The 21865-nt window shown below is 71.0% G+C and carries 15 protein-coding genes; 7 read left to right on the top strand and 8 right to left on the bottom strand.

Annotation, left to right across the window (positions count from 1 at the left end; all coding sequences use genetic code 11):
* Positions 1–59 precede the first annotated feature (59 nt).
* The 3 genes from WME96_RS03635 to WME96_RS03625 form a co-directional block, all read right to left on the bottom strand.
* Positions 60–1412, bottom strand: coding sequence for an erythromycin esterase family protein (locus WME96_RS03635; RefSeq protein ID WP_437288787.1), 1353 nt, complete (start codon positions 1410–1412; stop codon positions 60–62).
* Between the two features lie 313 nt (positions 1413–1725).
* Entirely contained in the window at positions 1726–1965 is a 240-nt protein-coding gene (locus WME96_RS03630) for a DUF378 domain-containing protein (RefSeq protein ID WP_433933336.1), read from the bottom strand.
* 121 nt (positions 1966–2086) lie between these two features.
* On the bottom strand, positions 2087–2905 hold the full coding sequence (locus WME96_RS03625; RefSeq protein WP_437288786.1) for an SIR2 family NAD-dependent protein deacylase: 819 nt from the start codon (positions 2903–2905) through the stop codon (positions 2087–2089).
* 428 nt (positions 2906–3333) lie between these two features.
* On the opposite strand from WME96_RS03625, the gene WME96_RS03620 reads away from it, so the two are divergent.
* The 4 genes from WME96_RS03620 (at position 3334) to WME96_RS03605 (ending at position 10893) form a co-directional block, all read left to right on the top strand.
* On the top strand, positions 3334–5160 hold the full coding sequence (locus WME96_RS03620) for a vWA domain-containing protein (RefSeq protein ID WP_437288785.1): 1827 nt from the start codon (positions 3334–3336) through the stop codon (positions 5158–5160).
* Between the two features lie 198 nt (positions 5161–5358).
* Positions 5359–8475 carry a TonB-dependent receptor gene (locus tag WME96_RS03615; protein ID WP_437288784.1) on the top strand — a complete coding sequence of 1039 codons (3117 nt, stop codon included), beginning with the start codon at positions 5359–5361 and terminating at the stop codon, positions 8473–8475.
* A gap of 45 nt (positions 8476–8520) precedes the next feature.
* Positions 8521–9276, top strand: a complete 756-nt coding sequence (locus tag WME96_RS03610) for a hypothetical protein (RefSeq protein WP_437288783.1) — start codon at positions 8521–8523, stop codon at positions 9274–9276.
* Between the two features lie 315 nt (positions 9277–9591).
* Positions 9592–10893 (top strand): glycosyl hydrolase family 18 protein, encoded by a 1302-nt coding sequence (locus tag WME96_RS03605; protein WP_437288782.1) that lies wholly within the window; start codon positions 9592–9594, stop codon positions 10891–10893.
* 43 nt (positions 10894–10936) lie between these two features.
* Here WME96_RS03605 and WME96_RS03600 read toward each other — a convergent pair whose 3' ends face one another.
* Together WME96_RS03600 and WME96_RS03595 are read right to left on the bottom strand one after the other, a co-directional pair.
* Entirely contained in the window at positions 10937–12070 is a 1134-nt protein-coding gene (locus WME96_RS03600) for a substrate-binding domain-containing protein (RefSeq protein WP_437288781.1), read from the bottom strand.
* 459 nt (positions 12071–12529) lie between these two features.
* Positions 12530–13756: an acyl-CoA dehydrogenase family protein gene (locus WME96_RS03595; RefSeq protein ID WP_437288780.1), complete on the bottom strand. Its 1227-nt coding sequence runs from the start codon at positions 13754–13756 to the stop codon at positions 12530–12532.
* Positions 13757–13931: 175 nt separating this feature from the next.
* On the opposite strand from WME96_RS03595, the gene WME96_RS03590 reads away from it, so the two are divergent.
* Positions 13932–14801 carry a PfkB family carbohydrate kinase gene (locus WME96_RS03590; protein ID WP_437288779.1) on the top strand — a complete coding sequence of 290 codons (870 nt, stop codon included), beginning with the start codon at positions 13932–13934 and terminating at the stop codon, positions 14799–14801.
* On the opposite strand, the gene WME96_RS03585 is transcribed toward WME96_RS03590, so the two are convergent.
* Positions 14755–15276 carry a DUF2505 domain-containing protein gene (locus tag WME96_RS03585; RefSeq protein WP_437288778.1) on the bottom strand — a complete coding sequence of 174 codons (522 nt, stop codon included), beginning with the start codon at positions 15274–15276 and terminating at the stop codon, positions 14755–14757. The genes WME96_RS03590 and WME96_RS03585 overlap by 47 nt on opposite strands.
* Positions 15277–15424: 148 nt before the next feature.
* On the bottom strand, positions 15425–18328 hold the full coding sequence (locus WME96_RS03580) for a VWD domain-containing protein (protein ID WP_437288777.1): 2904 nt from the start codon (positions 18326–18328) through the stop codon (positions 15425–15427).
* 250 nt (positions 18329–18578) lie between these two features.
* On the opposite strand from WME96_RS03580, the gene WME96_RS03575 reads away from it, so the two are divergent.
* Together WME96_RS03575 and WME96_RS03570 are read left to right on the top strand one after the other, a co-directional pair.
* The gene (locus WME96_RS03575; protein ID WP_437288776.1) at positions 18579–19598 is read left to right on the top strand and encodes a retropepsin-like aspartic protease; all 1020 of its coding nucleotides are present in this window, start codon (positions 18579–18581) and stop codon (positions 19596–19598) included.
* Positions 19599–19792: 194 nt separating this feature from the next.
* Complete coding sequence (locus WME96_RS03570; protein ID WP_437288775.1) at positions 19793–21250, top strand: cyclic nucleotide-binding domain-containing protein; 1458 nt, start codon at positions 19793–19795, stop codon at positions 21248–21250.
* 30 nt (positions 21251–21280) lie between these two features.
* Here WME96_RS03570 and WME96_RS03565 read toward each other — a convergent pair whose 3' ends face one another.
* Complete coding sequence (locus WME96_RS03565; protein WP_437288774.1) at positions 21281–21850, bottom strand: hypothetical protein; 570 nt, start codon at positions 21848–21850, stop codon at positions 21281–21283.
* Positions 21851–21865 lie beyond the last annotated feature (15 nt).

The raw sequence follows: 21865 nt of genomic DNA, 5'->3' as shown, positions 1-21865 counted from the left end.
CGGCCGGATCGCTCCGCTCTCTGCCAGCCCCTCCCTGCCAGCGCGCCTGATCCCGGCGCTCACACCCCCGTCGGGTACGTCTCCGCCTCTGGCTCGCGCCGCTCGGCCGTCCACTCCAGCGGCCTCACCGCGCTCGTCTCGTCGATGTGGATGACCGCGTCGAACTGGTCGCTGAGCCGCGCGTGGAAGTAGTGGCTCGCCCGCTCGGTCTCCGGCAGGTAGAGGACGCCGATGGCGCGCTCGAGGGAGCGCTCGCGCAGCGCCTCCACGAGCTCGCGCCGCGCGCCCGCCGCCGGCCGCAGGTCGAGCCAGAAGCGCGGCAGCCCCGTGTCGTGGAAGAGCCGCTCGTAGCTGTTCGGCAGCGACGGCCGGACGCGCTTGATCTCGGCGGGACCGCCCCAGGCCGAGGCGGCCATCACCGTCCCTGTGTGCGTGGAGAAGCCGACGAGGAACGCGTCGTCGCCGAAGCGCGCGCGCATGAGCTGGCCGACGTTCCACTCGCCGCCCTCGCCCATCTGCGTCGCGCGCGCGTCGCCCAGGTGCGAGTTGTGGGCCCAGAGGACGGCCCTCGTCGGCGCGTGGAACCGGTCGAGGTGCGCGACAAGCGCCGCGACGGTATCGACCATGTACCGGTCGCGGAGGTTCCACGACGACACCGCGCCGCGGAACATCGTGCGGTAGTACTCCTCGGCGCTCTGCACGAGCCGCGCGTTCTGCTCGACCTGGAAGTACTCGTCCTCGGCGACGCGCCCGTCGCGCTTCGCGTACTCGGTCTGCTTCTTCATCAGCTCCATGAGCTGCTCGACGACCTCGCGCTCGCACGACCCGCTCAGCTCGAAGCCGGCCGCATAGCCGTACACCTGCGGGTCGTCGCTGAACCGGTCGAAGCACCCGTAGCGGCGCCGCGCCCGCCGGGCGGCCTCCGGATCGACGCGGTCGAGGTAGGCGAGGACCGCCTCCATGGAGGCGTGCAAGCTGTACAGATCCATGCCGTAGAAGCCCGCCTTCGGGCGCCCGCGCGCGACGCCGGCGTTGTGCTCGCGGAGCCACCGGACGAGCCCGAGGACGTCTTGGTTGCGCCACATCCACTGCGGGAACCGCTTGAAGCCGCCGAGCGCCTCGTCGGCGCTGCGGTCGTCGTCCGTCCCGCGGACATAGCGGTTCACGCGGTACGCGTCCGGCCAGTCGGCCTCGACGATGACGGCGGTGAAGCCCTTCTCGGCGATGAGCCGCCGCGTGATCTGGGCGCGGGCCTCGTAGAACTCGTGCGTGCCGTGCGTGGCCTCTCCGAGCAGGACGAACCGGCGGTCGCCGATGGCGTCGAGCAGGGCGTCGTGGTCGCGCGCGGCGCCCCGCAGCGGGCGGGCGGCGTCGCGGACGAGGGCTATCGCGGGTTCTCGAGAGCTCGGCATGGTGTCACTCCTTGCGACCGTCGCGGCTGCGGCCTCCTCCACGGCATTGCCACCGTGACTGGACACGTCGCGTCCGCCGGAGATCGACGCCTCTGGCGAACGGCGAACACCCTCGTTGGCCGCTGAGCTCGCTGTTCCATGGTTACGGATCGGGTCTCTGGACAGGCGCCAGGAGTTGCAAGACCCGCGCCGGAATACACCACGACCTCGGGAGCTGCCCTGTTCTCAGGGGCTCCGGATCGCGTGCTCCGGATCGCCTCGGCGCGCCCGCTGCGCGCGCCGGGCGCCGCGTCGAGCGATGTCGGGCACGGCATCACGGCATCGTGGTGACCCGCGTACGCTTGCTGAGCTGGGCCGTTGCGTAGAGGAGATAGAGCCCGGCGAGCCCGACGAGCACGTAGACGATGCGGCTGATCGCACTGTCCCGGCCAAAGATGGCGGCCACCACGTTGAACTCGAACAGCCCAACGAGCCCCCAGTTGATGGCGCCGATCACGACGAGCGCGATCGCGGCCCACGTTAGCCCTGAAATCCCACGGTTGACCTGTTCCATACCCCCCGCGGAAGCACGCGCCGCGCCGCGCGATGCGTGCACCGCGCGCCCGCTGCGGCGCACCGCCGACGCCGCCGGCCCGCGCCGGAAGAGGCCGCTCGACGGCGCGCGCTCTCTCGTTCTACGGCGCCGGTTCCGGCGCGACGTCGAGCAGCGACGGCAAGATCTCCCCCGCGCCGCCGGTGAACACGACGTCGCAGAGGCTGGTGATCGCGCTGGGTTCGACGTTGACCTCGGCGATGAGGGCGCCGTGGCGCCTCGCCATCGGGACGAAGCCGGCGGCCGGGTACACGACGGCCGAAGTGCCGACCACGAGCAGGAGATCGCAGCCGTCGACGCCGGCGGCCGCCGCGGCGAGATCGCGCTCCTGGAGCGCCTCGCCGAACCAGACCACGTGCGGGCGCTGCACGCCGCCGCAGCGGCAGTGAGGCAGCTCTGCGGCCGTGAAGCGCCGGGCGCGGGTGTCCGGATCGGGGGAGCCGCTGCCCGCGAAGGCGGGCGTGATGGGCACGTCGCGGTTCTCTGTCACGCTCCCGCACGAGAGGCAGCGCACCTGCCACAGCGAGCCGTGGAGCCGCACCGGATCCCGGGAGCCGGCCTGCTCGTGCAGCCCGTCGATGTTCTGGGTGATGAGGGTGAACGTGCGGCCGGCGCCCCGCCACCGCGCCTCCAGCCGCGCCAGCGCGCGATGGCCCGGGTTCGGCGCGCAGCCGAGGGCGCGCTCGCGGCGGTGGTTGTAGAACTCCCACACGAGGCCGGGATCGCGCTGCCACGCCTCGGGCGAGGCGAGGCTCGTCGCCTCGTAGCGCCGCCACAGCCCGCCGGCGCCGCGGAACGTGGGGATCCCCGACTCCGCCGAGACGCCGGCGCCGGTCAGGACGGCGATCTTCCTGGAGCGGCGTAGACTGGACTGGAACCGCTCGCGGCTGGCTGCGCTCATCGCGGACCTCCTGAGGAGAGAGGGAGCAGACGGCGGGAGAGCGGAGGACGGTCGTCCCTGCGCCGTCGTCCCCACCTCCTGCGCAACGTAGCGCACCGCGCAGGGCGGCGCCTGCTGCAGGCGCCCCGCGGTCCCGCATTTCGGGTGTAAGCCCGCCGCGGCGACCACGTTTCCCTGACACCTGGACGCGCCGGGCCCGCCACCGCGAGCCCCGGCCGCGAGCGTCCCATCGCCTGATCGCCGGAGGACCGGCGACATGCGGCCTTCGATCCGCGAGGGCGGCGAGGGGACGTGTCCTGTCCTGGAGATGCCCTGTGGGGCCGCGCGTGCGGCCCTCCCGAAGACCTGCCCGGGGCCCGGCGATCAGGGCCCCTCGAGAACGCACTGCGGGGATCCGCGCTCGCGATCCCCATCAAGGAGGACACCTCATGCGCACCCTGCCGTTCGCCGTCGTCGCCCCGTCTCTCGTCGCTGCGCTGCTCCTCGGCTGCGGCGCGTCGGCCCCTGCCCCCGCCGCGTCGGAACCGTCGACGTCGATGCGCGCCGCGGCCGCGCAGCCCATGCAGCCGGAGTACGACGCGTCAGAGGGCAAAGGCCACGCGTCGGCCGCGCACGAGAGAGCCGAGGACGCCGCGCCCGGGGCCTCGCCCGCCGCGCCCGAGGCGGCTGCCCCTGCCCCGCCCGCCGCGCCCCCGCCGGCGGCCGCGGTCGCGCCGTCCAGGGCCGCGCTGACGAGCAAGCCGGAAGCGCGCCGCGTCCAGGCGGGCGCCGCGCCCAAGAAAGCGCCCCCCCAGCCGGTGGTCGCGGCGCCGCGCCCCGCGCCCGCGCCGGTCGCCGTCGCCGCGCCCGAGCCCCAGGGCAGCGAGACGTACCGCGACTACGGCGTGAACCCGGTGGAGGACCCCGCGAAGGACCGGCTCTCCACGTTCGCGATCGACGTGGACACGGCCTCTTACGCCATCGCGCGCCGCAAGATCCTCGAGGGCGCGCTGCCGCCGTACCAGGCCGTCCGCGCCGAGGAGTTCCTCAACTACTTCGACTATGGCTATGCGCCCCCCGCGACGGGCCCGTTCGCCGTGCACCTCGCGGCCGCGCCCTCGCCGTTCACGGTGGGCCACCACCTCGTCCGCGTCGCCGTCCAGGGCAAGCGCGTGCCGGTCAAGGACCGGACGCCGGTGCACCTCGTGTACCTCGTCGACACGAGCGGTTCCATGCAGTCGCCGGACAAGATCGAGCTCGCGAAGAAGAGCCTCCGGATGCTCACCGAGTCGCTCAAGCCCGGGGACACCGTCGCCCTCTGCACCTACGCGGGCAGCGTGCGCGAGGTGCTCGCGCCGACCGGCGTCGAGAGCAAGGGGAAGATCCTCGCCGCCCTCGCGGACCTCGCCGCGGGCGGCTCCACCGCCATGGCGAGCGGGATCGACCTCGCCTACGAGCTGGCCGAACGGACGCTCGTGAAGGGGCACGTCAACCGCGTCGTCGTGCTCTCCGACGGCGACGCGAACGTCGGCCCGACCTCTCACGACGAGATCCTGAAGACGATCAAGCGCGCGAAGGACAAGGGCATCACGCTGTCCACCATCGGGTTCGGCCAGGGCAACTACAAGGATCTGATGATGGAGCAGCTCGCCAACCAGGGCGACGGGAACTACGCCTACATCGACAGCGAGGCGCAGGCGCGGCGCGTCTTCTCCGAGCAGGTCGGCGGGATGCTCCAGGTCATCGCCCGCGACGTGAAGATCCAGGTCGAGTTCGATCCGGAGCTCGTCAAGACCTACCGGCTCATCGGCTACGAGAACCGCAATGTCGCCGACCGGGACTTCCGGAACGACAAGGTCGACGCCGGCGAGATCGGCGCGGGGCACAGCGTGACGGCCCTCTACGACGTCGAGCTCAAGCCCTCCGCGCTGCGGGGCGGCGGCGCGACGCCGGTCGTCGTGCGCCTCCGCCACAAGGCGCCGCTCGGCGCGAACGCGGCCGAAGAGACGGTGGTCCGGATGGCCCCGGGCGCCATCGCGCCCACCTTCGACGCGGCGCCGGCCGACCTCCGCTTCGCGTCCGCCGTGGCCGGCTTCTCCGAGATCCTGCGCCACAGCCCGCACGCGCGCTCGTGGAGGCTCTCCGACGTCGAGAAGATCGCGCGGGGCGCCGCGTCCAGCAAGGGCGATCAGCAGGAGTTCATCGGCGTCGTCCGCCGCGCCGGCGCGCTCGCCGGCGGCAGGACAGACGCCGTGGTCGCGAAGGCCGCCGACTGACCCGCGCGCGCCCCCGGGTCTCCGTCGCGCGCACCGCTCCGCACACGCCGGCTCCGGCGTGCGCGGAGCAGGCGGCTCCCGCGCGACGCCCCTGTTCACGTCGACGCGTTCCAAGTCGATCCGGGATCCGCGGGACCGTGTATAAGCTCTCTCACGGCAGGTCGTCATGGACAGCCTTCGAGGAGCCACGTCAATCCCATGCACATGAAGCGCGGCCGCTGGGCCGCTTCGCTGCTCGCGCTCTCCGGCGCGCTCGCGTCCACCCCGGCGTTCGCGGCCGGCTCCGCCGTCCTCACGGGGACGGTCATCGACGCGGCGACGAACAAGCCGGCTCCGGACGTCGTGGTCACGGTCACGTCCCCCGCCCTCCAGGGGGAGCAGATCGTGGTGACCGATGCCGCCGGTCAATACCGCATCCCGAACCTCCCGCCAGGCACGTACACCCTGCGGCTCGACAAGGAGGCCTACAGGCCTTATTCGCGCGGCGGCGTCGAGCTGCGGCTCGACAGCACGATCCGGGTGAACACCCAGCTCCTCCCCGAGGCCCTGCAGGCCCAGGAGATCGTCGTCGTCGGCGCCCCGCCGACGGTCGATGTCGGCTCGAGCGCGACGGGCGTCAACGTGAGCTCCGAGTTCGTGAGCCGCGTCCCGCTCAACCGTCCGAGCGCGAAGGGGGCGGCCACCCGATCGTTCGAGTCCCTCGCCGAGGTCGCGCCGGGCGCGTTCGCCGACCGCTACGGCGTCTCGATCAGCGGGACGACCTCGCCGGAGAACCAGTTCGTGATCGACGGCCTCTCGGTGAACAACCCGGGGTTCGGCATCCTCGGGACGCCGCTCTCGGTCGAGTTCGTCGACGAGCTCAACGTGATCACCGGCGGCTACATGCCGGAATACGGCCGCTCGACAGGCGGCTACTACAACGTCGCCACCAAGTCCGGATCCAACGAGTACCACGGCTCGGTCTTCTTCAGCATCACGCCCGGCCTCTTCGAGGGGGAGCGCGCCGCCGTGGTCACGCAGGAGAGCGCGATCACCACCGACGTCACGCTGTCCTCGCTGCGCGACTTCGGCGCCGAGATCGGCGGCCCGATCCTGAAGGACAGGCTGTGGTTCTACGCCGGCCTCTCGCCCTCGTTCGCGACCTACCGCCTGGAGCGCAACCTGAACATCCTCCAGCCGGGCGACCAGCCCGGCGGCGTCGCGCGGAGCCGCCTGCCGGGGTCGACGGACGTCTACTACGCCACGCAGCAGAGCCTGCAGTACATCGGCAAGCTGACGCTGCTCATCGATCCGGACAACACCCTGGCGCTCTCCGTCTACGGCACCCCGACCCTGTCGGGCGGGGACGGCGCCTTCGGGTTGAACCCGCGCGACGGCAGGATCGAGTTCGACAACCCCTACAACGGCGGGATCATCAACGGCAGCTACGGCGCGATCGCGCACCAGTACGTGACCACCGCGACCGACGCCTCGCTCAAGTGGTCCTCTGCGTTCCAGAACAAGACCCACCTGCTCGACGTGACGCTCGGCATCCACCACGAGCTCAACGCCATCCGCGCCTCGGACGGGGAGAAGATCGGGAGCGGAAAGGGGCTGTCCGACGTCGTCCAGGTGCTCTGGCAGAGGTCCCCGCCGCGCTCCATCGGCGAGTTCGAGCCGGGGGACGCCACGCGGCGGTGCGCGCAGGAGGACGCCGCGGGCGGCGAGCCGTGCCCGGTGCCCGGCTACTACTACACGGGCGGCCCCGGCGTGCTGAGCGAGTCGGTCTTCGACCGCTACCAGGGCAAGGCCATGCTGACGAGCCTGTTCTCGGCCCTGGGCCATCACGTCGTCAAGGCCGGCGTCGATGTCGAGGTGATGCGCTACAGCAGCCAGCGCGGCGAGTCGGGCGGCACGATCCTGACCGAGTTCCCCGACGGATCGGTGGTCTACGATTACCGCCGCCACGGGTTCCTGAACGGCCCCGACGACCCGGTTCATCTCACGAACTACGAGGCGGTGTCGACGTCGCTCACGCTCGGCGGCTTCGTGCAGGACAGCTGGAGCATCGCCGACCGCGTCACCCTGAACGCCGGCGTGCGCTACGACGCGCAGCTCCTCTACGGCTACGACGGCGCGCTCGGCCTGAGCCTGCCGAACCAGTGGTCGCCGCGCGCCGGCGTCATCTACGACATCACGCAGGCCGGCAGGTCCAAGCTCTACGCGAACTATGGCCGGTACTACGAGAGCGTCCCGCTCAACATCGCCGATCGCCTGCTCCCCGGCGAGCGCATGCTCTACTCCTTCCGCGACCCGTCGACGTGCGACCCGAGGAACGAGGAGGAGACCCAGGGCGCGTGCGAGGACGACGACGGGCGCCTCACGGCCGACGGCCCCCACGCGCCGAACCAGAAATGGGGCGTCATCGGGAGCGACAAGACGCCGGTCGATCCGGACCTCGAGCCGCAGTCGTCCGACGAGATCGTCCTCGGCGGTGAGTACGAGATCGCGCCCAAGGTGCGGGTCGGCGCCGAGTACACGAAGCGCTGGCAGAACCGGATCATCGAGGACCTGAGCCGCGACGAGGCGAAGTCCTATTTCATCGCCAACCCCGGCTACGGCGCGGCCAGGGACTTCACGAAGGCGAAGCGCGATTACGACGCGTTCACCGTGTATGCAGAGAAGGTGTTCGCGGGCGGCTGGCTCGCGCAGGCGAGCTACCGCATCGCGTACCTGCGCGGCAACTGGTCCGGGCTGTTCAAGCCGGAGACGACGCAGATCGATCCCAACATGAACACGGACTTCGATCTGCAGTCGCTGCTCCCGAACCGGGAAGGCGCCTTGCCGGGGGACCACCGGCATCAGATCAAGCTCTACGGCGCGAAGGATTTCGTCTTCAAGAACGGGCTCGTGGTGAACCTCGGCGGCGCCTACCGCGCCCGCTCCGGCGCGGCGACGTCGTACCTCGGGGCCCACCTCCTCTACGGCCCCGACGAGGTCTTCATCCTGCCGCGCGGGAGCGGCGAGCGCCTGCCCTGGGTGCACGACGTCGACGTCCACGTCGGCGTCGGCGTGCAGCTCGCGAAGGACAGCGCGCTGCTCGTGGCGGTCGACTCGTTCAACCTCTTCAACTTCCAGGCCGTGACCGCGGTCGACGAGCGGTACACGTCGGCGCAGGTGCTGCCCATCTCCGGGGGCACGGAGGCGAGCCTCGCCGGGCTGCAGAACGCCGACGGGAGCGCGTTCGACCCGGTGAACAAGAACCCGAACTTCGGCAATCCGGTGGCGTACCAGGCGCCGCGCACGTTCCGGATCAGCGCCAAGGTGACCTTCTAGGGCTGCGCCGCGCGCGGCAGAGACGCCATGAAACGAACCCACGGAATGCAAGCCGGTCTGATGGTCGTCCTCGCATCGCTGGTCTCCTCCTGCGAGCAGCCGAGGATGCAGTGCATGACCGGTCACGGCGGCTTCGCCGCGACCTACACGCTGAAGCCCGGCTCGAAGCAGGGCGAAGGCGACTGCGACGCGCTGCGGGGCGAGACCATCGGCCTCGAGAAGTACAACCCCTCCCGGCCGGACAACGAGAAAGAGCAGGATCTGTCGAGGGCGCTGCTCGCCATCCGCGCGACCGAGCTCGGCGCGCTCGCCGCCGAGGCCGAGGGCGCCGGTGTCTCGATCGACGGCGGCGCGGTCACCTCGATGGGCGAGTTCGCCTCGGCGGAGCCGGACGAGAGCGACGTCTGCACGGTCGCGTCGCTCAGCGTCGCGGAGCTGGATCTCCCCGCCTTCGGCGAACGCCCCGCGACGCGGCTCCGCTACGAGTGGAGCAACGTCCGTGTCCATGTCACGCCGACGTTCCCTGGAACGCTGATGACGGCGGATCTGACCTACACGAAGGACGGTTGCACCGCGTCCTACAGCGTCGTGGGCCTGTGGCCGTCGGTCTCGTGCGCCGCGCCGGCCATGGAAGGCTCGGAGGAGATCGCGACGGACCCGGGCCTCTGCGACCCGCAGGCAGACATCGCGGCCGGCCGGCTCACCGGGTCCGGGATCAACCCCGATCTCGAGGAGCAGGTCACCTGCGATCCCGAGCTCGCGCTCTGCGTGCTCAAGGAGCCGCCGCAAGCGCTCCGCTGAGGCCGCTCAGCGGCACGCCACCCCGGCGGCCGCCGCGCTTCGTACATCCAGCGTCAACACCGCGTCACCCGGCTGGATCCCTGGTTCCACGACCACGGATGATTTCGCCGCGGCAGGAAACACCGCGCCTCGGTGCATGGATGACCCGTTCGTGACCGCATCATCACGCGGCGGACGAGCGCACAGGCGGAGAAGCTCCTGATCAAATAATCTGAAGGGCTGGTCCCCGTCGCGCCATCAAGTCCACGAGCTGCCCGGATCCGGGGGGCGAGCTGTCACGTGCGCTCTTAACCGATGTGCGAAGAGGGTCCTACCATGCTTTATAATTCTATCTTCACTGCTGCCAGGACGTCGTTTCTCCTTGTCGCCATCGCCGCGGGCGGAACCGGATGCCTCGATTCCGGTGCGTCGCAGGGCGAGGCCGATATCGGGCACAACGAATCTGCCGCGTGCGCCGGCGCTCCGGAATGGCAGGAAGGCCAATGGTACGCCGAGGGTACCATCGTGAACTACCAGGGCTCGGCCTACATCGCCGAGCACGACAATCCCGGCTACATCCCGACGGTCAGCACGTACTACTGGGAGCCTTACTCCGCCTGCGCCGATACCCCTGCTCCCCCCGGGGACGAGTGCAGCTATCCGCAGTGGCAGGAGGGCCAGTGGTACAACGAGGGCGCCGTCGTGATCTACGAGGGGTCGGCCTACGTCGCCGAGCACGACAACCCCGGCTACATCCCGACGGTCAGCACGTACTACTGGGACCCGCACCCCGGCTGCGCCGACACCCCCGAGCCCGGCCCGGTCGGCGCGCTCCCCGCGAAGGTCGTCGCCGGCTACTACCCCAACTGGACGCCGTCGCCCGTCCGCATCCGCGACATCGACAGCAATTACAACCTCATCTACCTCTTCGCCGCGCATCCCGTGGGCGGGCCGCCCGGCACCACCGGCGCGGTCACCTGGACGCCGCCTGGCGACGGCAGGGGAGCGGCGACGCACCTCAGGGAAGACATCCAGTACGCCCGGACGACCCAGGATCGCAGGATCATCCTCTCCATCGGCGGCGCCGGCCAGGGCATGAGCTTCCCGGACCGCGGGAAGTCGCAGACGTTCGTCGACAGCGTTGTCGATATCTACAACGACCTCGGCGGGTTCGACGGCATCGACTGGAACACCTTCGAGGCCAACCAGAACCCCGACACCGAGGAGATGATCTGGATCAGCCTGGAGCTGAAGCGGCGCTTCCCCGGCTTCATCATCACCGCGCCCCCGGCGCCATGGAACCCGCGCGACAAGGATTTCTGCAAGGCGATGGTGGACGCCGGCGCCATGGACTACGCCGCCCCGCAGTACTACGACGGCCCCGACCTCGACCAGCAGTCCTACATCGTGGACAACGTGGGTCAGTGGGTCGACCTGCTCGGTCCCACGCACGTCGTCCTGGGCTTCGGGATCGCGGACGACCAGTACTACATGTCGATCGACGAGGCGATCCCCACGTGGAACGAGGTCGAGGGCAAGCACCCGGCGCTCCGCGGGGTGTTCGACTGGCAGATCCATACCGACGAGAGCCAGGGGTGGCCGTTCGCCGACCGCATCGGGCCGCTGGTCACGGACTGAAGCGACGCCGCGCGGCCCTCCCCCGCGGGGGGCCGCATCGCCGCTACTGGATCGAGCCAATCGAGACGAGGAAGTCGTTGTAGGCGTCGATCTTGTCCGACGGGACCACGTCGATGCCGATGTTGATCTTGCTCACGTCGTCTTCGATCAGCGGGGTGAGGATCTCCCGGGTCGCATCGAGGCCGATGCTCTTCATGCCGTAGAGGATGTACGGCACGAGGTACCCCTCGTAATACTGCCGCTGGGTGTGCGTGGCCTTGATGCGCCCCTGGCGCATGAAGTCGACGGTCCTCGGATCGAAGTCGAACGCGACGATGGGGAGCTCCGGCATGCCCGCGGCGTCCGCGGCCAGCACCAACCGGTACGAGATGTTGAACAGGCCGAGCATCCCCACGATGGGCGGGTCCGCGGCCACCATCTGGCTTCGCATCCACTCGACGTCGAACGCCTCGTTGGTGTCGCCGAACACGGCCTGGCTCGCCAGGGGCGTGTAGCCGGCTCCCGCGAGCGCCGCCTGGGCGCCCTGCGTTCGATCGTATCCGTCGGCCCAATCTGCTGTGACGTTGCCGTGAATCAGCACCGTACCTGGCGGCGGCGGCAGCATCGCGATCAGGGTCTTCGCTGCCGTGGCGCCGGCAGGATTGTTGAGCGCTCCGACGTACAGCGAGCGCTTCGAGGCTGGCAGGTCGCTGTCGAGCGTCACCACGGGGACACCGTTCGCGACGGCATCGTCGACGGCGGCGGCGTTGCCGATGTCGAACGGCGAGACGCCGATCCCGTCGGCGCCGTCCGCGACCGCCTGCGCGATCTGTTCATTCTGCAGATCCTGCGATGTGGGGCCATCCATCGACGCGTTGCTTGGCCCGATCACGTTGCCGATGACCCCGAGCTCACCCATGGCGCGGTTCGCGCCCGTGGCGATCGGCGCGAAGAAGTCGTCGAGGTTCTTCAGTAGAACCACCACCTGCGCCTCATCGAGCGGACTCTCGTTCATCACGGCGACGAGGGCGTCGACCGTCGCCTCCAGCTGCAGGGGAGTGAACTCGTTCTGCGGGGTCTCCGCTCGCTTGATGGGCGTGACCTGCTCGCCCGACTCGGAGGTCTCGCTCGAGCCGCAGGCCGCCGTCATCAGCGTGAGCCCGAAGGCTGCCATCCAACATCGCCCCGTCCTCGTCATGAGACACCTCCTCCATGATCAGCTCGGTCGCGGGCCGTCTGCGATGGTCGAACCGGATGGCGGTCCGACGAGAGCAATGCGCGGCGGCAGGCATCCAACAGGTCCATGCTCGATCGTCCACGGTACGCGGCCGCAGATCGCGCTGTCAAGAATCGCTGAGGGGAACGATCAGAACTGGAATGGAGGACCCAGGTGCTGCTCACGCTGTATTCTGCAATGCACAGCGCAACAACCGGCGTCTGCGCTCCGTCCGCCGTGCGTCTTCTCCGTTCGCTGTTCTCTGTTACCATTTCCGCGTCGTCCCGCGTCGCTCTCGTATCGTGCCCGGGCGCCGGGATTGATGTCCGCAGATCGCGGTCTTCAGGCGGAGAAGTGGGTATCCGCGCGACAGTGGAGGCAGCCCTGCGCAGAGCGCCGCGCCGCCGACTCAACCCCAGGCGACGGCGCGATGGCGCGGCGCTAGGCGAGCGGATCCCTCGGGTTGAGCGGCAGGCCGAGCTCCATCCGCCCGAAGTTCTCGGCCGCCGCATCGAAGTTGATCCCCGCGTGCGACGCCATGGCGTGCACGTCGCGCCAGTCGCGCTGGAGCGGGTTCGACTCGTAGTTGGCGCCGCCGCCGCTCGCGGTGTAGATGCGCTCCACGGCGCGGACGCACAGCACCGCGCTGTACGCGAAGTCCCTGCGGATCCGGACGCGCTGCTCCATCGAGAGCCGCTCCGCCTGCCGGATCGTGTCGAGCGTCCGCCGGAAGAGGAGCTCCGCCGTCTCGATCTCGGCCGATATCTCGGCGAGCCGGATCTGCTGGTGCGACAGCGACGCCACCTGCTCGCGGCTGTACATCGTCGTGCGATCCCGCGTCGCCGCGCGCCACCGCCGATAAGCGCCCTGGGAAGCGCCCACGATCGTCGCGATCAGCGACGGGGCGAGCGCCGTGATGATCGGCAGCCGATAAAGGGGGTTCGCGTGGTAAGCGCCGCCCGGCGTCTGTCCGCTGCTCAGCTCCGCCATCGAGACCGTCCGGTGCTGCGGCACGAACCTGTCCTTGACGACAACGTTATGGCTGCCCGTACCGCGCTGCCCGGTGACGTGCCAGGTGTCCCGGACCTCCCAGTCCTCCCGTGGGACGAGGAACAGGCGCACGTCCGGCGGGCCGCCCTCGGCGCCGCGCGCCGGCGGGACGATCCCGGCCAGGAGCGCCCAGTCGCAATGCGTGATGCCGCTCGCGAACGGCCAGTCGCCCGAGAGCCGATAGCCGCCCTCCACCGGCGAGACCTGCCCCGCCGGGATATTCACGTTGGCGAGCCGGGCGTCGGGGCGCTCCCGCCAGACGTCCTGCTGCGCCTCCACCGGGAACGTCGCGAGCAGCCACGAGTGCACGTTGAGGAACGAGAAGCACCATCCCGCCGAGCCGTCGGCGCGCGCGATCTCGATCGTCACGTCCGCGAACGCGTCGAACGTGAGCTCGTGCCCGCCGAACACGCGCGGCGTCAGCAGACGCACGAGGCCGGCATCGACGAACCGCTGGACGGTCGCCTCCGGCATGCGCCGCAGCGCCTCGGCCTCGGCGGACCGAGACCGGATGGCGTCCGCCATGCCGCGGGCCCGCTCGACGGCCTCCGCGTGGGTGATCGTCGCCGGGCTCCGGCCCGTCGAACTCATCTCGTTCGCCTCGCTGGTCGCAGCCATCGTGCGTGCTCCCCTTTGGAAATAAGCCTTCAATAGCCCTTTCAAACTGCTGTCCGCCTGTCAAGGGCCCCTGCGAGCGCGGCGCAGGAGCGCGGCGCTCGTTTCCCCGCGTCCCGGCGCGACGTGCCGCGCGCTCACGCGACCGCCGCGGCGCCGCCCGTGGTATGCGGCGGACATGGGTTTGCTCGCGATCTGCGGCTCGATCACCGCCGATCTCATCGGCTACGGCCCGCGGCTGCCGCGCCCGGGCGAGTCGGTGCTGGGCCGCGCGTTCCTCGTCGCGCCGGGCGGCAAGGGCGCGAACCAGGCGGTCGCCGCGGCGCGCGCCGGCGCGCGCGTGCGGCTCGCGGGCGCGCGCGGCGACGACGCCCACGGCGAGCTCTGCGCCGCGGCGCTCGCCGCCGACGGGGTGGAGCTCTCCGCCGTCGTGGTCCACCGCGGCGCGACGACGGGCGTCGCCCTGATCTGCGTCGACGCCTCCGGAGAGAACCAGATCCTCGCGATCCCCGGCGCCAACGCGCTCGTCGCGCCGCCCGCGCCGTGCGGGGCCGCGGTCTGGCTCTGTCAGGGCGAGATCCCGACCGAGGCGATCGACGGCGTGCTGTCGGCCGCGCGGGCCGACGGCGCGCTGGCGATCTGCAATCCATCGCCCGTCAACGCCATCGATCCTGCGCTCGTCGGCCGGTTCGATCTCGCGGTCGTCAACGAGCTCGAGCACGAGGCGCTGCGCGGCCACCTGCCGGAGCGCGTGGTGCTCACGCGGGGCGCGCGCGGCGCGGTCCTGCTGCCCTCGGGCGAGGAGCTCCCCGCCCTGCCCGCGCGCGCCGTCGACACGACGGGCGCGGGGGACGCCCTCGCGGGCGTGCTCGCCGGGGGCCTCGCCTCCGGGATGGCGATCGAGGACGCGCTCCGGCTCGCGATCGCGGCGGCGGGCATCTCGGTCGAGCGCGAGGGGTGTCAGCCCTCGTATCCGACGCGCGCCGAGATCGAGCGCCGCCTCAGCTCGCCGCCGCCCGCGCCGGGTGCTCCGCGATCCATCGATTGAGGAACGCCGCGCTGTCGTCCCACCCCGCGCGCATCTCCTTCTCCATCATGCCCTCGAGCATCTTGCCGAAGCCGAAGATCCTCACCTCGATGGTCGCGCTGGCCACCCGCGTCACCTGCCCCGGGCCCGACGGCTCCACCCGCAGCGCCCCCGCGTTGCGCAGCCGGTCGCCCAGCAGGCTCGGCGCCATCGTGAAGCTCCATCGCCGCGTGGCCTTGTCGAAGACGCTGTCCTCGACGTAACGGAAGTTCGGCCCGAGCATCGACTGGATGGCGGCGGGGAGCGCGTGGACGCGCGGCTGAACCGACGCCTTGCGCACCCTGGTGCGCTCGTCCTCTCGCTGCTCCAGCACCTCGAACGAGGGGAACTTGAGGACGTCGCGGTAGATCTGCTCGTTGACCTCGGGGCTGAAGAAGAGCGCCCAGAAGGTGTCCTCGTCGCAGTGAATCAGGTGCCTCGCCTCGATCTGAATCATGCGCTTGCCTTCTCCTGCGCGAACCTTGCAGCGGGACGCGCCGCCTGACAACCGTCGAGGCGGCGCGGCGGTCGGATCCGCTCCGTCGCTGCTGGAGATCGGCTGCCGGGCTGAGCCGTTGTGGGCCCGCGCCCGGCGCGGAGGATGCCTATTGCGCGACGACGTCGAGGTTGTCGATTCCCCAGCTCTCGTCGCCGATCCACTGGAGCCCGCTGCCGGAGAAGCGGAGCTCGATGTCGGAGGCGCTGTGAGGGAGCTCGTACGAGAGCCGGTAGACCGCGTCGCCGTAGAAGTCGTATCCGAGCGAGTTCGACTCGGCCGCGCCGGTGCGCGGCGGGTGGCTGCCCGCGCCGCGCAGGTCGGGGAACGACTGGGGCGCCCAGGTCGTGTTCGTGAACGTCATCTGGAGCGTGCGCGGGCTCCCCGACGCGCCGAGCGAGAAGACGTCCCCATCTTCGCCGTCCCACGAGCGGATCACGTAGAGATCGAACGAGACCTTCACCCGAGAGTGGGGCGCGAGCCCGGCGAGCCGGAGCGTCACCGTCTCGTTGTTGAACTCGCCCAGGAACCGCCGCCCGCCGATCGGGGTCACGCTCGTCGTGCTCGACGACCACTCGGGGCCGACCGGCCCTTCGAAGTCGCTCCGGTAGAGCTCGCGCAGGCCTTCTGCCGGCGGCACGGCGCCCGCGGCGGAGTCGGCGAACGCCGGATCGCCCGAGTGGCCGACGTCGAGCACGCACGCCTCGAAAAGGAAAGGATCGGTGACCCCGGCCGCGGCGCACGCCGCGGAGGCCGCCGCGTGCGCTGCCTCGGAGAGATCCGAGACCGACGCCGATCGCGCGGGGAAGCCGGGGACGGTGAACGTGTCGACGCTCTCCCCGGGCGCGTAGTCGAAGAGCGACTCGGCGGCGGAGACCCGGTAGCTGTCGCCGAAGACGTCGTAGAGCGCGTCCCGCGAGAGCGGCGGCGCGAGGGCGACGCCCGCGCGCGGGGTGAAGTCGTCCTCCGTCGCGCCGTTGCCGTTCCCGAGCAGCCCGCGGAGCAGCCCCGCGCGCCCGGGCGCCGGATAGACGAGCACGTCCACGTGCGCGGCGCGCACGGAGACCTCCACGTGATCGCCGGCCGCCGAGGTGATCACATAGCGGCCCTCCGCGGCAGGCGCGTGGTAGACGGCGTACCCGCCCGGCAGATCGAGCTTGCCCGCGACCTCGACCGGCGCCCCGTCGACGCGCAAGGCGGGCGAGGCGCCCGCGTAGAACGCGAGCCGCGACGCGCCGACGCGCACCGCCACCGCGGTGTTCACCGCGATCGCGTCGCTCGCGCCGAGCGGCTGCTCGCGCACCTGGACGGCGAAGTCGCTCCCGCCGTCCACGAGCACGTACTCGCCCGCGCCCTGGAAGTCGTAGAAGACGCCGTCGAACGTCCGGAGGTGCGGATCGCCGTGCGAGCCCCCGGGCGGCGTCCCCGGCGGGGCCGGCGGCGCGGCGGCGCGGCAATCGAGGCGCACCGGCAGGCTCCTCTCGCGGACACGGTAGCGGTCCTTGAACGAGATCGTGAGGGCGCCCGTGGCCGTCGACGGCTCGGCGCCGCACCTGGCGCGCACCGCGAGCGCGACCGACTCGCTCGGCGCGAGCGCCCCCTCCGCGCCCGACTCGATCGTGAGCCACGGGACGCTCGACGCGATCGCATAGCTGATCTCGCTGCCGCGGTTGATCAGCTTGATCGCGCGCAGCACCTCCTCGCCCGCCTGCCCGCCGAGCTCCGCGCCTTCCAGCGCCGGATCGCCCGGCGGGGCCCTCGTCACCGCGAGGCAGTTCGTGCCGTACTCCTGGTAGAGCGCTGTGTCCCGGAGGTCATCGAACGCCTGCTTCAGATTGCACGGCTGCGGCTGCGGCTCGGGCTCCCCGGGGAGGGGCACTTTTCCGTCTCTCGGCGGCGCCATGCACTCCCAGTCGGTCAGGTTGAGACCTGCGAACGTCGGGTTCTGGTAAGCGAACCAGATGAGCGACTGGATACGGCAGTTGTTCTTGTCGTTGTAGGCCGCGACGTCCTGGTAGGCCTTCTGGATGAAGCCGCTCTGGTACGGCTGCTCCGCGTAATGCTCTCCCTCGTGCTCGTAGAGGTCTCCGGCGTGATTGAACTCGGTGATGTAGATCGGCAGCGCCGCCCCGCCGGCGGCGTCGACGATGTCGAGCTGCAGCTTGTAGTTCTGGAAGCCGTCACGCCGATCGTCGCTGCGCGGATCGGGGTCCCCGCCGCGCCCTCCGTAGGCGTGGAGCGCGAGGCCGTCGGCGTGGTCCTTCGTCTCGCCGACCAGGCAGTGCAGGTACTTCTTGTAGTCCATGTCGTAGGCCTCGGCGCCCGGGCAGCTCGCGGTCGTGTCGGCGTTGAGCGGGCCGACCGCGCCGACGAGCAGCTTGGCCGACACGCCCTCTTCCTTCATGCGGCGGCGGACGTCGCGGAAGCAGCTCGCGTACTGGGCGACCGTGATCCCGCCCTCCTCGTCCGGATCCTCGCGGTTCTCGAACTCCGCGTTCATCTCGTTGCCGAGGATGAACGTCGTGGAGCAAGGGCCCTTGCAGACCTCGTTGTCGACGATCCGCTTCATCGTGTCGACCACCTCCCCGGGCCAGGCGGGGTCGCAGGCGTCGCTGCTCGCCGGAGGGAGGGTCTGACCGTAGTTGTAGTCGAACCGCACGATCGGGCTGAACCCGGCGTCGATCATGCGCTTGTACCGCTGGTAGTCGATCTCGCCGCGGCTCGGCTTCGTGTAGTGGACGAAGACGGTCCAGCTGCTCCGCGCCGAGCCCTCGGGTGGCGTGATGAGGTTCGCGGCCGCCCGCTCGTCCGTCCTGTCCTCGATGCTGTGGACGCCGAAGAGGTAGCTGGCCTCGACCTGCGCGGTCGCCTCTTCCGCCGGCGGCAGCCGCGGTATCCGCATCGCGAGGTCCGCCGCCGAGGTCTCGTCCGGCGCCGGCGCGTCGGCGCCGCACCGCGGGAGAGCGAGGAGCGTCATGAGGAGGACCGAGCCGTTCACGAGTCGAGATCTCAAGGGGACTCCTTTTGCCTGAGGACCCCCGCGCTCACGCAACCTGCGTGCCCTCGCGCCGCGCCGCGATGTCGCGAGTCGCCTTGCCGGCGGCCGCGGCGAACGCGGGCTTCCAGGGCAGCGCCGTCCGGGCCCGGCAAAGCAACGATTGCCGACCCGGCAAAAGCTGCCTTCACGGGCGGGGCGGGTACGCAACCGTTGCTCGGCGGCAGCGCTGCTTGACCGACGTCGCCCGCCAGCCAATGATGGCCAGGTGAAGCTTCTTCGTGCGATCGCGGCCGGCGCGCTCGCGGCGACCGGCTGCGCCGAGCCCGCCGCGGTCCGCCCCGCGCCGGCCTCGCCGCGCGCGGCGCCGGCCGTCGCCGCCCCCGACGCGCCCTCGCCCGCCGGGATCGCGGGCGCTGGCCCGGCGGCTCCCGCGAAGCCCGCCGAGCGCCGGGCAAGCCTCCAGTTCCACGTCGGCGACCGGCCGTTCCCCTCGCCGCTCCTCGACGCCGTTGTCGCAGGCCAGCCCACCGTGCTGCTCGTCGACACAGGCGCCTCGCACCACGTCCTCGCCCGCTGGCTCGCCGACGAGCTCGCGCTTCCCCTGTCGACGGCCGGCGACGTCGCCGTCGACCACGCGGGCAGGCCGCTGCCGGTCTCCCGGATCGAGGACGCGAGCCTCGCCCTCTCCGGGTGGGGCCGCGTCGAGGCCCCCACGCTGCTCGTCGTCCCCGTGCCCGACGTCCTCCAGCGCCTCGGCATCGGCGGCGTCATCGCGCCGCAGGCGCTCGCGGCGCCGGGCCGCGCCGTCGTGCTCGACCTGCGCGACGGCCGGATGACCGAGGCGCCCAGCGGCGAGGCCGCCCGCGCGGTCCGGGCGCGGTTCGGCGACGCCGCCGTCGCGGAGCTCGCCCGCTGCGGCGGACCGAACCAGGGCAGCGAGCTCACCGCGAAGGCGAGCGTCGAGGGCATCGCCGTCACGCTGAAGATCGACTCGGGTGCGTCGCAGAGCTCGCTCTTCGCCGTCTCCCCCGCGGGGAAGCGGCTGTCGCGCCGGGCGACCGGCGACAGGAGCGCCTACGCCGCCTCAGGCAAGCACACCGTTCCCGTCCTTTCCGGCGCTCGCCTCCGGCTGGCGGGGTTCGACGCCGCCGCCGATATCGATTTCCTGCCCGGCGCGCGGCGGGCGGCCTGTCCGTCGGACGGATTTGCCGGCATGGATGTGCTCCGCACCTGTGTGCTGGTGCTCTCCGAGGACAGCGGCCTCGCCGGCTGCGCCCCGCGGTGACGCCGTCGACGCGCCGCGCGCCGCCGCGTTGAGCGGCGCGGCGCGCGGCACCGCCGAGCGGAGCGCCATGCGCCAGCGGGGGCGCGAGGCGTCGTGGTAGAAGGGGCGCACGCGTGGACGTCCCCCGTCGCCGCGCCGGGGGAGGGACCCGGTTCCCCGCGACGTCGACGCGCCCGCGTGGGGTCGGAGGCATCATGACGACAGGTTTCGAGTTCTTGACCCAGGATGACGAGCGCTTGCTGCTGGAGAAGTCGACCTGCGTCACCTACCGGCCAGGCGAGCAGATCCTCGAGGAGGGCTCGCGCCGGCAGGGCATCTTCATCGTGCGCAGCGGCCTCGTCGGCGTCGAGGTCGCCCACCTCGGGCGCGGCGTCGCGCTCCGCCAGCTCGGCCCCGGCGCCATCTTCGGCGAGATGTCGTTCCTCGAGAGCGCCGCCGCGAGCGCCTCCGTCGTCGCCCGCGAGGAGTGCACCCTCGACGTCATCGAGGGCCCCTATGTGCACTCCCTCCTTGCCTCCGTCCCCGGCCTCGCCGCGCGCTTCTACCAGTCGCTCGCGATCATGCTCGCCCAGCGCCTCCGCGAGAACACCGCGATGCTCCCGCCGCTCCTCGTCGAGGACGTGCCGCAGGTCAACCGCTTTCACGCGGCGAGGACGGGTCAAGCCGGCACCAACAACATCCCTCCCAAGCTCATCGACACCGTCGAACAGTTCAAGTTCGAGATGATGATCGCCGACAGGATGGTGAAGGAGGGCAAGCACCCCGAGGCGGAGATCCAGGAGAAGGTGAGCGCCGCGTGCCAGACCATCGTGTCCGCGCTCCGCGAGCACATCGAGCGCGAGCGCCACCTCGAGAAGGGCATCGGCGCCTACGTGTTCCGCGAGACCTTCTCGCTCTTCATGCTGAGCCGCACCGTCGACCGCTGCTACACGAAGCCGCGCGGCTACGCGGGCGATTTCTACACCATCGAGATGATGTACAACGACGAGCCCGCCGGCGACGGCCGACTCGGCCGCTTCATCGACCAGTGGGGGCTCGCGCTCGAGGCCTGCCGCGCCGTCAAGAACCGGAGAGGCGTGCTGAGCCGCGCCATCCGCGACGCCTGCCGCGTGCACTCGTCCGGCCCTGTCCTCATCACGAGCCTCGCGAGCGGCCCCGCCCGGGAGCTCTTCGACCTGTTCGCGGACGGGAGCGAGCCGCCCGACGTCAAGGCGACGTGCATCGATATCGACAACCAGGCCCTCGCCTACGCCGCCGGCATCGCCGACCAGCTCGGCGTCATGGACCGATTCAGCTTCGCCCAGGACAACGTCGTGCGGCTCGCCCACGGCCGCGGCAGGACGGTGCTCAAGCCCCAGCACATGATCTACAGCATCGGGCTCACCGACTACCTGCGCGACGACCTCGTCGTGAGCCTCCTCAACTGCATGTACGACAAGCTCCTCCCCGGGGGCATCGGGCTCATCGGGAATTTCGGGGCGAACAACCCGAGCAAGGCCTTCATGGACCACGTGCTCGAGTGGGAGTTGATCCACCGCAGCGCCGACGACCTCAGGACCCTGTTCGCCCGATCCAAGTTCGGGAGCACCCCCGTGGAGGTGCGCGCCGAGGAGGCCCAGGTCAACCTGTTCGCGTTCTGCACCAGGTCGTGACGCGCGCGCTCGACGCGGCCGCCGCCCGGGTCAGCGGAGCCAGCGCACCTCGTACTCGCACGTGGGGTGTCCCTCGAAGCGGCACCTCGTGTGCAGGCTCTGGCCGCCGCGCGCGCCCGAGAGCCGGAGCGCGTTCTCCTGCCAGGCCGGCACCGCGTCCCTGCAGGTCTGGCGCCCCGGGTCGGCCTGCGGGTCGACGCCGAGATAGAGTATCAGGCGGAAGAACCGCTCGCCCTCCGCGAAGGGGGCGAGCCGGCCTCCGTTGAAATACATGCCCCACATCACGCCGGCCTGCCGCATGACGAGCGCGGGCGTGCCGAGCTTGAGGAGCACCTTGTGCGCGAGCGTCAGGTCCTGCTCGGCCACGTAGGCCGCGAGATCACGGATGACCCCCGACCTGTTGGGCCAGCGCGAGATCTCGTCCGCGATCGCGTTCCAGATCGAGACGGGATACCAGCTATGCGCCACGAGATCGGGCGACGAGAAGACCGCGCGGACGCTGGCGGGCAGCTTCGCGTCGAGGACCGAGATCGCCTGGCTCCCCCACCGCGTCAGCAGGTAGGCCCTCGTGTGCATGAGCGCTGAGCCCCGGATCTTCATCGCGAAAGCCGCTCG

It is taken from the genome of Sorangium sp. So ce406 (assembly GCF_051474675.1).
In the GTDB taxonomy this organism is placed as follows: Bacteria; Myxococcota_A; Polyangia; order Polyangiales; family Polyangiaceae; genus Sorangium; species Sorangium cellulosum_G.
The sequence above is the reverse complement of the archived record's forward strand: the minus strand, read 5'-3'. Positions and strand labels throughout refer to the sequence as shown.